This is a genomic window from Nocardia sp. NPDC050435 (assembly GCF_040655395.1).
In the GTDB taxonomy this organism is placed as follows: Bacteria; Actinomycetota; Actinomycetes; order Mycobacteriales; family Mycobacteriaceae; genus Nocardia.
The window spans coordinates 370,559-383,198 of record NZ_JBFAJW010000006.1; the positions used below are offsets into that span (position 1 = coordinate 370,559).

Below are 12,640 nucleotides of genomic sequence, written 5' to 3' on the forward strand. Positions count from 1 at the left end.
GCACCTCCCCCTCACAGCCGGCCCGCCTCCCGGACGATCCGTCTGGTCTGGGCGAACAGCATGCCCACGTTCACCGTGTTGCGGCAGACCACCACGATGACGATGTCGTCGCTGCTGGGCGTGCGCAGGAACAGGTGGGCCAGGTTCTCGCTGTTCACCAGGATTTCCTGGAAGTAGTGCTGGTCGCTCTGCACACCGCGCCGCTCCTTCCAGATGTCTTCGATCATCACGACGTTGCGGCCCTGGAACAGCTCCAGCGTCGCGGCGGCCAGCAGGTCCAGGACCTCGGCCGGGTGGTTGTCGACGGTCTGCACCGCCAGCAGCATGCCCGTCGACATATCGATGGCCCCCGCCGCGAGACACTCCGGGACATCGGCGCGCAGCGTCTTGATCAGCAGGCTGATCCGGTCGGTCATGGTGTGATTCGGGCTGTTCATCGTTTCCTCTCGGTAGCCCGCATTGTCGACTCGGGTGGATAGAGTTCGTTGATGCCGCTGGCGTCGCGACGCCGCCGGGGCAGGTGCGGCGGGCCCGCGAACACACCGCCCGGGGGCGCCGTCACCGTCACGACGCCGTCCACGGACCAGCGCGAGATCTCCACGGTGACCGCATACAGGCTGCGGCCCAACAGGAATGCGATCTCCCGGCAGGTGTGCCGCCCGTCGACGCGCAGCAGGATCTCGCGTCGCTGCCCGGCTTCGGCGGCGCGCAGCACCGTATCGCCGAGCTCGGTCCGGGCGAGGTGGTGGCGGTGCGGAGCGATGCGGCCGGGCGCGACGCCTCGCAATCGCCGGGTGGTTTCGGCTTCGAGCACGACGGGTTCCACACCGAAAGCCGGATCGATGACCGCCTGTGGTGGATCGACGTCGGTCATCGCCCAGAAACAATCGCCGATCCAGCCCGCGGCCACCGCGAAAGCCGCGTCGAACGCCGCCGTCACACGCAGTGCCCGCAATTCCATGGCACCCGGCAGGTTCCGGCCCGGTCGCGCCAGCAATTCGGGCACGCCCGGAGCGCCCGGTGAATTCACGGCGACCACTTTTCCGCGCCAGAGGTGAAAGTCGCCGCCCGGCTCACCGGTAATTCGCAATATTCCGGTGCGCCGGTCGACGGCCGCGGTGGTCAATATTCCGACCATATTGTCTACGGTGGGAATTTCGGATACCGGAGGCCACCCTGCCCGGGTGGCGGGGCCGGTCATCATGATTCGACTCCGAGGGAGGATAAAGCACTGGCCGTCCGGGATCTCGACGGCTCTGGTTCGCAATCGTCCACGCTCGAACGGGCCGATCGACTCGGCGATGGGCCCGCGATCGATCTATAAGTCGGGTAAGGGTCGGGGCCAGTACAAATTATTCACAAGCAGTCCAGAAGGTAGGAGAGAAACGTACGAATTACCTTTGATTCCACCGACTTCGGTGAATATCGGTCGGTGTGAGTAACATCCTGGCAGCCGTTCGGCTTTGAAGCAACAGCTTCCTCGAAATTACTTTCATACCCTTCGGTCGATTTGCTGGCTACCAAGCCGCGAAATGGACATCGGCGGCGAAAGTGCTGGTAGACAAGCCGCCCCGCCGCATAGCGTCGGAAAATGTTGCTGGCAAGCCGAGTAACCAGCGACCAATTGGTATGTATCGAGGCCACGGAAAAGCTGCGTGACCAGATGCTGCCGAGCTACCGGCCCGCCTACCGCCGCCCGAGCGAATCCGCCACGTAGGCAGCCGCTTCGGCCAGCAGAGCCTGGTCGTAGGGGGCGTCCTCGGCAGGCTTGCTCGACATGAGGGCCAGCACGATCGGGGGCATATCCGGCGGCCAGAGGATCGCGATGTCGTTGAGGGTGCCGTAGTCGCCGGTGCCGGTCTTGTCGGCGACGCGCCAGTCCTGCGGGATACCGGCCCGAATGCGTTGCGCGCCGGTGAGATTGCGCTCCATCAGGTCCTGGAGGAACGCGCGCTTCTCGGCGGGAAGTGCGTCACCGAGGATAAGGCGCTGGAAGTCGGTGGCCAGCGCGCGCGGGGTGGAGGTGTCGCGCGGATCGCCCGGGGTGGCTTCGGTGATGAAAGGTTCGATGCGATCCATCCGGGTGACGGTGTCGCCGAGGGTGCGGGTGTAGGCGGTGAGTTCCGCGGGGCCGCCCAGGTCGCGGAGCAGGAGGTTGCCGGCGGTGCCGTCGCTGTAGCGGACGGCGGCGTCGCACAGCTCCCGCAGTGTCATCCCGGTGGCGAGGTGCTCGCGGGTGACCGTGGAGCTCTTCATCAGATCGGACTCGGCGTAGCGCACCACGGCGTCTAAGTGGGACAGCGGATTTCGGTGCAGGATGGCGGCCGTGGCCAGGGCCTTGAAGGTGGAGCAGAAGGCGAAGGACTCCTCGGCGCGGTGGGTCAGGGTACGGCCCGACCCGGTGGCCAGGGCATAGACGCCCAGGCGGGCGCCGAAGCGCCGCTCCAGATCGATGAGGCGTTCGTGGCGTTCCGGAGAAGGAGTCCGTGACGTGGTGGGCGCGAAAGCGCAGGCGGCCAAGGGCAGCAGCAGAGCGCCGAGGGCGGTCCGGCGGGTAATAGCGTTCCGCGGCAGCGTCATTCGTCTCTCCGTCCGTGGTTCGTTCCGGCCTTACCCTACTAAAGCAACGCCAATCGACTTAGGGTGTGCGGCGGCTCAGGCGAGGGCTTGTTACCGTGACTTATGACCAGCGAACGCCGTGAGCAGCTCCGCGAATTCCTGCGGGTGCGCCGGGCCCGGATCGCGCCCGCGGACGTGGGACTGCCGGCGGTGGGGCGGCGGCGGACGCCCGGGTTGCGGCGCGAGGAGGTGGCGCTGCGGGCCGGAGTGGGCGTGTCCTGGTACACCTGGCTGGAGCAGGGGCGCGACATCACGGTGTCGGGCGAGGTGCTCGACGCCGTCGCGGCGGCGCTGCTGCTGACCGCGCCGGAGCGGGCGCATCTGTATCTGCTGGCCGGTCTCAATCCGCCGGTCGCGCAGCCGGTTCCGGACGCCGAGGTGACCGCCGAGGTGCGGCACCTGCTGGACGCCTGGGGGCAGCGCCCGGCGGTGCTGCGGGACCGATCGTGGAACATCCTGGCCTACAACGACACCGCGCGCGTCGTGTTCGGCTTCGACGGCGCACCGCAGAACTGCCTGCGCACCTTCTTCCTCAACCCCCGCTATCGCGCCATGGGCCAGACGTGGGCCTCGGCCGCTCCGGCGGTGGTGGCCGCCTACCGGGCCGACGCCGCGCATTTCCCCGGCGATCCCGAATTCGACCGGGTCGGCAGGGAACTCGCGGCCGCCAGCCCCGAGTTCGCCCGGCTCTGGGAGCGGCACGACGTGGGCACGCCCCTGCCCGCGGTCAACGCCATGCACCACCCGGAGGTCGGTGAACTGTATTTCGAGGCGACGACGCTGACCGTCGCGCACCATCCGGAGTGGTCGCTGATCCTGTATGTCCCGCAACCCGGCACCGAGACCACCACGCGGCTGGAACGGCTGCACCGCCTGCGGCTCTCGGCCTGAACCTGGTGGCGGCACACCTACGATAACCGGGCACTGGATAGGCTTCGTGCCGCTCGGCACGCTGAAGCCATGACGCACAACAGTTTCCGATTCGACGACAGCATCGCACTGATCACCGGCGGCACCAGCGGAATGGGCCTGGCCACCGCGCGCCGGCTGCTGGCCGAGGGCGCCCGGGTCGTGGTGACCGGGCGCGACAAGACCCGGCTCGACGCCGTCGTCGCCGAACTCGGCGACCGCGCCTTGGGCGTGGCCGGCGACGCCGCGAACCTCACCGACCTCGACAACCTGCGCACCGCCATCGGCGAACGCTTCGGCCGCCTGGACGTCGTCTTCGCCAACGCGGGCATCGGCGCGTTCCAGCCGCTGGACACCGTCACCGAGGACGAGTTCTACCGGGTGCTGGACAGCAACTTCAAGGGCGCCTTCTTCACCATCCAGAAGACGCTGCCGCTGCTGGCCGACGGCGGGGCCATCGTGATCAACGCCTCGTTCGCGCACCACCGCGGAGCTCCCGGCGCCGCACTGTATTCCGCGAGCAAGGCCGCCGTGCAGAACCTCACCCGCACCCTCGCCGCCGAACTCGCGCCGCGCGGGATCCGGGTGAACTCGGTGAGCCCCGGATACATCGACACGCCCGCGTTCCGCGCCGAGGCGTCGCCCGAGATCCGCGCCGCCGCCGCGGGCACCGTCGCCGCCGGTCGGGTCGGCGCCGCCGAGGAGCTCGCCGCGGCCGTCGCCTTCCTGGCCTCGGGCGAGGCGTCCTACGTCAACGGCCACGAGTTGCTCGTCGACGGCGGCCTCACCTCGGTCGTTCCGACGGCTCTGGTCTAGCCGCGACGCGACGCGGACGCCGAGGCGGGCGGTGTTGTCGGTGGCCGGGGCTAGGCTTTCCGGGTAGCCGCGACGGGGCGGCGGAGTCGAGGGAAGGGGCACCGGTGACGGCTGATGCGCAGGTCGCGCGCGGGGCGGGTGCGGAGCTCGAATTCGCCGACGATCTCGAGCCCGAGGTGTCGTTCGGGCTCGAGGAGATCAACGAGGTGCTGGCCGAGCTGGTCGAGGGTCAGGCCGAGCGCAGCAGACGCGACGCCGACATCCTCGGCTCGCGGCTGGGGATCAGCGGGGCGCGGCCGGAAACACTGGCGCAGATCGGCGCGCGCTACGACCTGGCGCGAGACCGCGTGCGGCAGCTGCACACCCGCTCGGTCGGCCAGATGCTGCGCGAGACGCAGCTGAGCGGGTCGCGGCTGGCGGCGTTCACCCGGCGGTACCCGGTGGACACCCGAGATCCGGCGTTGACGCGCACGCTGCTGGTGGAAACCTACGCGACCGAGACAGACCTGGTCGGCAACGAGCTGTCCTATCTCAAACTGCGGTTGGCCGGGCACGCGCCCGAGGACGCGAAACGCGTCGCCGGATACGTCATGCAGCGGATCATGGCCTGGCAGAAGAAGACCAACCGGCGGCTGGCGAAACTGCACGAGACCGGCCCGACGGCGACGAGCCAGGTGAATTCGTGGCTGGCGCAGGTGGATTGGCCGCGCGGGAAGCCCGCGGCGCTGCCGCTGCGGTCGGCGCGCACCGTCGACGCCGGCGACGACGGGCGCGGCCGGTTCTATCTGGACAAGGTGGGCCGCGACGTCCGATTCGATTCGGCGCTGCAGGCGCGGCTGCTGCAAACGCTCAACGCCAGCGAGCTCGTACAGACCTTCCAGGAGAGCCCGAGCGCGGTCGCCGTCGACGGCACGGAGCGGGTCCACTATCCGACGCTCGCCGCCCAGTTCACCGACGGCCGCGTCGCGCTCATCGATGTCCAGCCCCTCGGTCATGTCGGCTTCCACGTCAACCGGGCCGCCGCGGCCGCCGCCCGTGCCCACGCACACGGCAACGGCTGGGGCTGGCTGGTTTGGACAGGTAGCCATATCGGCATACCGGAACTGCTGCACCGCAAGGTCCCCGCGCGCACCGAGAAACGACTACGCGAGCAACTCGCCTCCGGTCCACTCTTTTGGCCCGCGCTGCGCAACGTGCGCGACGAGACCGGCCTGGACGCGCTCGATCTGATCGCGCTGGTGCTGCGCAACGACTGGCGCTGGGACCGCGCGCCCTTTCTCCTGCGCCCAGTCGGCTGACAGCCGTCAGCGCAGCACCATGGCTCCGGCGACGAAGGTCAGGATCAGCAGCATCGCGCAGTAGGTGATCAGCTGCCAGTGGCCGATGGTCTCCTGCAGGCCCTTGATGGTGACGCGCAACGAGGCGTCGATCCGGTTGTGATCGGCCAGTTTGCGGTTGACCTCGGCGAGGGAGTCGGCCTGATCCTCGGCGTCCAGGGCGGCGCGCTCCAGGCGGGCGGTGAGCTTCATGATCTGTTTCTGCTTGTCCCGGACGGATTTGCGGGACAGGGCCAGGGCGGTGCGCTGGTTCACCAGCTCCTGCCGCTGACGGGCGATCACCACCGCTTGCGCGTGCGTGTGATGCCTCCAGTCGGTCACGGTGCCCCAGCCTCCCGTCAACTCGTCGCGGTAACCCCAGACGATCTCGCCGGACAGAAAACCCTCCAAGAAGTCGCGTAGCTCGAACGGACCGGGACGCGGGGTGGCCAGGGCGCTGCCGTCGGAGGACAGCATCCCGGAGTTGATCAGGTAATCACAGGCGGGCGGCGCGAAGTTCGCGATGCCCAGCGCGGGCAAGTGGGCCACCCAGTAACCCGGCTGGCACAGCCACAGCACGCCCTCGGCGCCCGCCGCGCGCAGCCGCTGCGTGTGCTCCACCGCGCCGGCGCGATCGAGCGGGCCGGAGCGGACCTCGATGGCGTAGTGACGCGAGCCGATGCGGTAGTAGATGTCGACCGGCAGATCGCCGAGGCGGCGGTCCACCTCGGCCTCCTCGGCGCCGAGCGCGAGCAGGCGGCCGCACAGCCAATATTTCAGCCGCTGGATATCCCACTGGGCATCGGCGCATTCCGTGCAACGGCAGCTGTACCGGGAGGTTTCCAGCGACGTTCCACCGGTGTCCTCCGGCGCGTCGCCGATACCGAGCTCGGCGAGCACCGCTCGGCGCCCGCAAGCCTTGTCCGCACGCTGCTTGGTACGCACGCGATCACTCCCCTGCCCATAACCACCGCTTGGTCTTGCGACCTAATCCATAGATCAAGAGTGCGGGAAAGTGGCCTTGCTCGCCAGCCCCCTATACCCCGCGCCCGGGTGCGCCACAACCGCGGAAAACCTCTCGACCAGCCGATGTGTGCTGCATCACAAGGGGTTTCGCAGCGACATGCGAGATGATCGCCACAGATTTTCCTGCCGATTGACAGTTCCCGCCAATCCCGCGAAACGGCACAGTGATGATTTCGAGACCAAAACCCACGCACCGCCGGGCCGCGCCCACGATCACCGCAGCACAGCGCGGGCGCGCGAAAAGGCCAGCGGCCACATGAGGTTCGGCGCTCGCCCCGCACACCCTTGCGTTCGCGGATAGAATCGCCCGGGCTACGGGCGTGATCGCGCACTAGACGGGGAAGAAGGTACGGATGGAGCACGGCCAGCAGAGCGGCGGCGAGTCGATCGGCGTGATCTTATCGGGCATCGCGGAGATTTTGCGTGAAGTCAGCGAGAAGCTGGACGCGGTGGCGGCCCGAGTCGACGACGCGCGCGACGAGCGCTCGGTGGCCGCCCGGTTGGCGAAGCTCGAAGCCTGGGCTTTCCGTACCGATCAAGACATTTCGAAGCTGGGGGCCCGGGTCGACGGCGTCGAGAGCGGATCGCCCAGGGAACCCGCCCGCGCCGACGCCGCGCCGCGCCCCGAGGCCCCGAGCCGGCCCGAGCCCGCGACCCGCGCCGAACGCCGCGAACTGGCCCGCGCCGAGACCGCCGAACCCGAAGCGAGCGAACTGCCGCAGCGCGGCGGGATCCCGCAGCGCTCCGGGCCGACGCCGCGCGCCGAGTCCGAGCCGCGGGCCGAGCGGCCGCTGCCGCGCGCGGTGGCCAACCGCGGGGTGACCGAACCGAGCACGCGCGGCACCGCGGCGGTCGCCGAGACCGCCTTCAACGGCGAACGGCGGCTGCCCACCGTGCCCGCCGCACTCAACGACTGGGTCGAGCCCAGCGCGGAGCCCGAATCGGTCGAACGCCTCGAACCGGTCGGAATCACTCCGCGCGGTGAGCGTTTCACGCCCTCCGGGATCACCGAGGCCGCACCCACCACCGCACCGCAGGGCATGGACTACAACGCGGTGCGCAACCGCGCCGACACCCAGGACCCGCCCCGCCCACCCGGACTGTCCGACCTGCCGACCCGCACTCCGCGCCTGGACACACCGGCGCCGAGCCGCAACGGCCGCCACGACGACACGGGGCGCTCCGAGACCGTCACACCCGCCTCGAACGGCCGCATGGACAGTCTCACCGGTTCCGCCGACTACTCCCCGCACAGCACCGGCAGCGGCCGCCTGGAGGCTCCGCTCGGCGCCGGTTTCGACGCGCCCGCGCCGAACACCAACGGCCGCAGCGAATCCGGGCTCACCTCCCCGCGCCCCGAACCCGACATCAACACCACCGCACCGCACCAGCGTCCCTCCGCCGAGGACAACGCCCACGTCGACAAACTCCAAGCCATGCTCGACGAACTCAAACGAAACCCGCACGGCCCCTTCGGCCGCCCCCTCGGCACCCCACCCGGAGAGCTACCCGCCTAGCCCGCACCACCCTTCGTCAGCCGCTGGGGGCGGTAACCCGGCGGCGCAATACCCTGGCGCGCAACGACTTCCATCGCCCGCCGCGCACCGCTGTTCGACGCCGGGCCGGAGACGACCGCCGTTGGTACACAGCGCCGTCGAGAGCGCCACTTCCGACCGACCGTGTGTTGTCAGCGCTGCCGCACGAGTCAGCCATGCGCCGCAAGCACGCTCAACCGGATCAGCCGTGCACCGCCAGCACTGCCGTCCGAGTCAGCCATGCGCCGCAAGCACACTCGACCGGATCAGCCGTGCACCGCCAGCACTGCCGTCCGAGTCAGCCATGCGCCACCGGCAGGCTCGACCGGGCGTCGCCGGTACCCCCACCAAATCAACCGTGCGCGCCACCAGCACACCCGACCGGGACAAGTGCGGCACATACTGGATCGCGCGAGCGCAGCGCCGAGAGTCGCTCGGCGGCCGTCGAAGCCCGCGCACCAGCCGATCGCACCGGATCGACCGAGTGGGGCGCGGCCCGAAGTCGCCATGTTCCCTGCTCCGGATGCGCTGTCACGCTCCGGCCGGACCAAGCGCCGCGGCGAACGATCGCATGCTCGGGGCGGCCTGCCGTGCGATGCGGTCAGATCGCGGTAGCCCGAAGGTTCGACGACAGTTCGGATCACGCTCGTGCCGATCAGGATGAGCGCGGAAACTCGCTCCAGCACAAGCAGAGCCACACGGCGTGCCTCGGGTGCGGATCTTGCCGGTGCTCGTCACCATCGAGCGGCAGCCGGGCCGACCCGCAAGGGGCGGGGCGGCTTGCCGACAGGGTCTCGGGAGCCTGTAAGACAAGGCCACAGCCTGAATCACGCTCGCGCCGATCAGGATGAGCGCGGGAAGCTCGCTCCAGTACAAGCACAGCCGCACAGCGCCGTACGGTGGGGTGGATCCTGCCGGGGCTCGGCAACCCACGACTGACAGCCGGCCGAACCGCTAGAACTCGTCACCCGCAACCGGAAGCCGGAGTGATCCGCCAGGGCTCGTTGCGCGCGAACGGCAGTTGACCACAACGGCGGGGTCACACCGAAGCGGCACGCGTCGTAGGCCGAAGTTGCGGCGGCAGAGCTGAATTGCCGGAGCACCGCGCAGTCACGGCAAAGTCGACGCTCTGGTGGCCAAGGGCGCGCATCGGGCGGCACCCGTCGCTGAGGCTGTGGCCGCGAGCCCCGTCTCCATCGTGTGACTCACACGACTACTCGACCATGTCACCTAGTCGGCCAGGTACGGCTGAACGGCGGTGCGCCGGGCACCCGTCGGCCGCGTGTGTTTCGTGTCGGCGATCGACCACCTGAGCCCTGCGTGTATGGCAGCAGGCCCGTCGTGCCGCCGGAAAAGCACTGCGGCGCAGCGGGACTCGTGTCCGGGCTCAGCGGTGGTCGGCGTGTGGGCGCTCGGGTTGGGGGAAGTGGGGTTCGAGTGGGGCGGGGTTGTCGGCGGCGGGGTGGCGGCGTTCGGTGAGGGCGCGGTAGGAGGCGGGTTTGACCGGGCGGAGCCACTGGGACAGGCGGGTGCGCAGTGGTAGTCGGAAGCGCAGGTCCGAGAGCATCTCGTCGATATTGCGCAGGGCGAAGGGGGTGATGGTGGTGCCGTGCGCGTGGTGGCCGGCGGTGCCCGCGTCGATCCACTGCAGACGCTCGTCGACCTGGGCCGAGATGTCCTCGGCGGGCGGGAGGGTGAGGCGGCCCTGGAGCAGTGCGGCGGTCCAGTGCGCGCCGATCTCCGCGCCGAGGGTGGCGACGTTGGAGGAGTTGTAGCCCGCGAAACTCAGGTTGGGCACCCCGACCGGCAGGATGTGCCGGAAGAGGCGGAAGTTCCCGGCCTCGTCGGTCAGCTGCCGCTGGATGTAGGGGGTGAGGAACGGGACGCGCTGCTGGAAGCCGGTCGCGCACACCACGATGTCGGCGGGCAGCTGTTCGCCGGTGCTCAACCGCACGGCGGGCCCCTGCGGCGTGCCGCCCATCTCGGTGATCGAGGTGTCGCGGGCGACATAGATGCGGCCGTCGCGGATCTGCTCGAAGAACCCCTCGGTGGCCAGGCTGAAGGTGGACTGGGCGATCTCCTCGAACCGGCCGTCGGGCACCAGGTCCAGTTCCCGCAGCCGGGTCTGCTTGGTGGCGAGCTCGCGCAGCAGATCGAAATTGCTGTCCCGGAACGAGACGCCGCCGCCGTGCAGATACCGCTCGAACCAGCCGAGCTGGTGGTAGCGGAAGTGTGCCTGCCCCATCCGGGTCAGCATCAGGCGTTCGTAGTCGAAACCGGTGGCGACCTTGCGCGGCAGCTTCCACAGCAGCCGCCGCGCCACCACCGTCGTGGACGCCGCGACGTGGCTGACGGCCTCGGCGATGTCACACGCGGACTGCCCGTACCCGACGACCACCACATTGCGCCCGCGCGCCCACTCGGCGTCGTGGAAATCGGTGGAGTGGCACAGGTACCCGCCGGCGGACTGGAACTTGTCGGCGCCCCGGAACTCGGGCATGTCCGGTTCGCTGTGCACGCCGTTGGCGATGACCAGGTGGTCGCAGGAGGTGCGGTGGATTCCGGTCTCGTCGCGGATCTCGAGCAGCCAGCCGCTGTCGACGGGATCGGCGGCGACCACCTCGGTACCCAGGCGCAGGTTCTCCCGCAGCCCGAACTGCTGCACGTAGCGTTCGAGATAGGCCTGCATCTGCGCGCCGTCGGGGATGCGCGGGTAATCCTCGGGCATGGGGAAGTCCGAGAAGTGGTAGGTGTTGCGGCTGTTCTGGGTGCGCAACCCCGGGTAGCGCCGGGTAGCGCTCCACACACCCCCTACGTCCGGAGCCCGGTCGAACACCTCGACCGGAAACCCTTCCCTGCTCAATACCTTCGCGCTGGCCAGGCCTGCAATGCCCGCACCAACGATCGCGATGCGGTTCCCGCTCGTCATGGGCACCGAGATTACCCGTATGCGGGCACCCGTAATGCCCGCGCGCCCGATTTCGGCGGATACCAACAGGTTAGAACCGTGTTTACCGCTTGGTCACAACCACGCGGGCCTTGCCGCGCGGGACCGTGGTGATGTTGCGCACCCGCCCGCGCTCGGGTTTCGCGGCGGCCGGGGCCAGCGCGTAGCGCGTGAGGACCTCGCGCAGCACGGCGGTGCCCTCCATCAGGGAGAACCCCGCGCCGATGCACCGGCGCACGCCGCCACCGAACGGCAGCCAGGTGTTGGGTTCCACCTCGCCGTCGAGGAAACGGGCCGGCCGGAACGCCGCGACGTCGGCGTAGTTCTCGGGGCTGCGGTGCGCCAGCGTGATGGAGCAGCTCACGGTCGTGCCGGCCGGGAGCGTCCAGCCCGAGATCGTGGTCTCGCGGGTGAGCCGCCGGACCGCGCCGGGGATCACCGGATGCAGCCGCATGGCCTCCTTCAGAACGGCCTCCAGCGCTTTGTCGTCGCCCTCGCGGGCCGCCGTGTACGCCGCGCGCTGCACCCGCGGGTGCGCGGACAGCTCGTAGAGCGCCCAAGACAGCGCCGCCGCGGTCGTCTCGTGCCCGGCCAGCAGCAGCGTGATGAGCTGGTCGCGCAGTTCGGGGTCGGTGAGCGGCGGCTCGTCGCCCGCGGCGCCGACCTGCAACAGCCGCGAGAGCACATCGGCCCGATCGGCCAGATCCGGTAACGCGCGGCGGGCGGCGATCTCGCGGTAGAGCAGAGCGTCGACGGCGGTCAGGTTGGCGTCGAAGCCCTTCCACGGCGGGACGCGCCGCAGCGCGGGCACGAGGATCGCCGCGTACTGCAGCGGCCCGATGTTCACGATGCGGCGCAGGCGCGGCACCAGCTCCGCGCGGACGGCGGCGTCGGTGACGCCGAAGACCACGCGCAGGATGACCTCGAGGGTCAGCGCGTTCATCCGGTCCAGCGTCACCACCGTCGACCCGGCCGGCCAGCGCGTGACTTCGGCGGCCGCGATCTCGGTCACCAGATCGCGATACCCGCGCAGCGCCGCGCCGTTGAACGCGGGCATCAGCAGCTTGCGGGCCCGCGCGTGCTCGGCCTCGTCGGTGAGCAGCACCGAGTGCGCGCCCATGACCGGTCCGAGAATGTTGTTGGCCTCGCCCGCGTGCATGGTGCGCGGATCACCGGCGAACACCTCTTTGATGTGCTCGGGCCGGGAGAACACCACCACCCGGTCGTTGAACGGCGGGACGCGGATCGCGAAGACGTCGCCGTACCGCCGCCGCAGCAGCGTCAGGAACTGGGTGCGGCGGCGCAGATAGAGCGCCGTCTGCACCGGCGCGGGCAATCGGGGACCCGGTGGATAGGTCGCGGTCATCGGGCCTCCCTGGGTGCCGGGCGGCGCGAGACCCGCGGCGCCCCTTCGATACTGGCACGGGTCGCGGCGCGGGGACCAGGCTCCGCGAATTCGGCGGGCGCGGGGC

At 69.7% G+C, this 12,640-nt stretch carries 10 protein-coding genes; 4 read left to right on the plus strand and 6 right to left on the minus strand.

From position 1 onward, the window contains the following. Window positions 1–11: 11 nt before the first annotated feature. The 3 genes from AB0I43_RS20990 to bla all read right to left on the minus strand — a co-directional run bounded on the left by AB0I43_RS20990 (window position 12) and on the right by bla (window position 2,580). Window positions 12–437: a hypothetical protein gene (locus AB0I43_RS20990; protein ID WP_356975532.1), complete on the minus strand. Its 426-nt coding sequence runs from the start codon at window positions 435–437 to the stop codon at window positions 12–14. After that, complete coding sequence (locus AB0I43_RS20995; RefSeq protein ID WP_356975531.1) at window positions 434–1,138, minus strand: hypothetical protein; 705 nt, start codon at window positions 1,136–1,138, stop codon at window positions 434–436. Before AB0I43_RS20995 ends, AB0I43_RS20990 begins: the two co-directional genes overlap by 4 nt. 548 nt (window positions 1,139–1,686) lie before the next feature. After that, entirely contained in the window at window positions 1,687–2,580 is an 894-nt protein-coding gene (bla, locus tag AB0I43_RS21000) for a class A beta-lactamase (protein ID WP_356975529.1), read from the minus strand. 102 nt (window positions 2,581–2,682) lie between these two features. On the opposite strand from bla, the gene AB0I43_RS21005 reads away from it, so the two are divergent. The 3 genes from AB0I43_RS21005 (at window position 2,683) to AB0I43_RS21015 (ending at window position 5,642) form a co-directional block, all read left to right on the plus strand. Then, a complete protein-coding gene (locus AB0I43_RS21005) occupies window positions 2,683–3,510 on the plus strand; it encodes a helix-turn-helix transcriptional regulator (RefSeq protein ID WP_356975527.1) in 828 nt (275 codons plus the stop codon). 69 nt (window positions 3,511–3,579) lie between these two features. Further along, entirely contained in the window at window positions 3,580–4,344 is a 765-nt protein-coding gene (locus AB0I43_RS21010) for a glucose 1-dehydrogenase (RefSeq protein ID WP_356975526.1), read from the plus strand. A 104-nt stretch (window positions 4,345–4,448) separates the two neighbouring features. After that, window positions 4,449–5,642 carry a hypothetical protein gene (locus AB0I43_RS21015; protein WP_356975524.1) on the plus strand — a complete coding sequence of 398 codons (1,194 nt, stop codon included), beginning with the start codon at window positions 4,449–4,451 and terminating at the stop codon, window positions 5,640–5,642. A 6-nt stretch (window positions 5,643–5,648) separates the two neighbouring features. Here the strand turns inward: AB0I43_RS21015 and AB0I43_RS21020 are convergent, their stop codons facing one another. Beyond that, complete coding sequence (locus tag AB0I43_RS21020) at window positions 5,649–6,605, minus strand: hypothetical protein (protein WP_356975522.1); 957 nt, start codon at window positions 6,603–6,605, stop codon at window positions 5,649–5,651. Between the two features lie 434 nt (window positions 6,606–7,039). Between AB0I43_RS21020 and AB0I43_RS21025 the strand changes: the two genes are divergently transcribed. Beyond that, window positions 7,040–8,203, plus strand: a complete 1,164-nt coding sequence (locus tag AB0I43_RS21025) for a hypothetical protein (RefSeq protein WP_356975520.1) — start codon at window positions 7,040–7,042, stop codon at window positions 8,201–8,203. 1,405 nt (window positions 8,204–9,608) lie between these two features. Here the strand turns inward: AB0I43_RS21025 and AB0I43_RS21030 are convergent. Further along, on the minus strand, window positions 9,609–11,150 hold the full coding sequence (locus AB0I43_RS21030; protein ID WP_357432568.1) for an NAD(P)/FAD-dependent oxidoreductase: 1,542 nt from the start codon (window positions 11,148–11,150) through the stop codon (window positions 9,609–9,611). An 82-nt stretch (window positions 11,151–11,232) separates the two neighbouring features. After that, window positions 11,233–12,534 carry a cytochrome P450 gene (locus AB0I43_RS21035; RefSeq protein ID WP_357432569.1) on the minus strand — a complete coding sequence of 434 codons (1,302 nt, stop codon included), beginning with the start codon at window positions 12,532–12,534 and terminating at the stop codon, window positions 11,233–11,235. Between the last annotated feature and the right edge of the window lie 106 nt (window positions 12,535–12,640).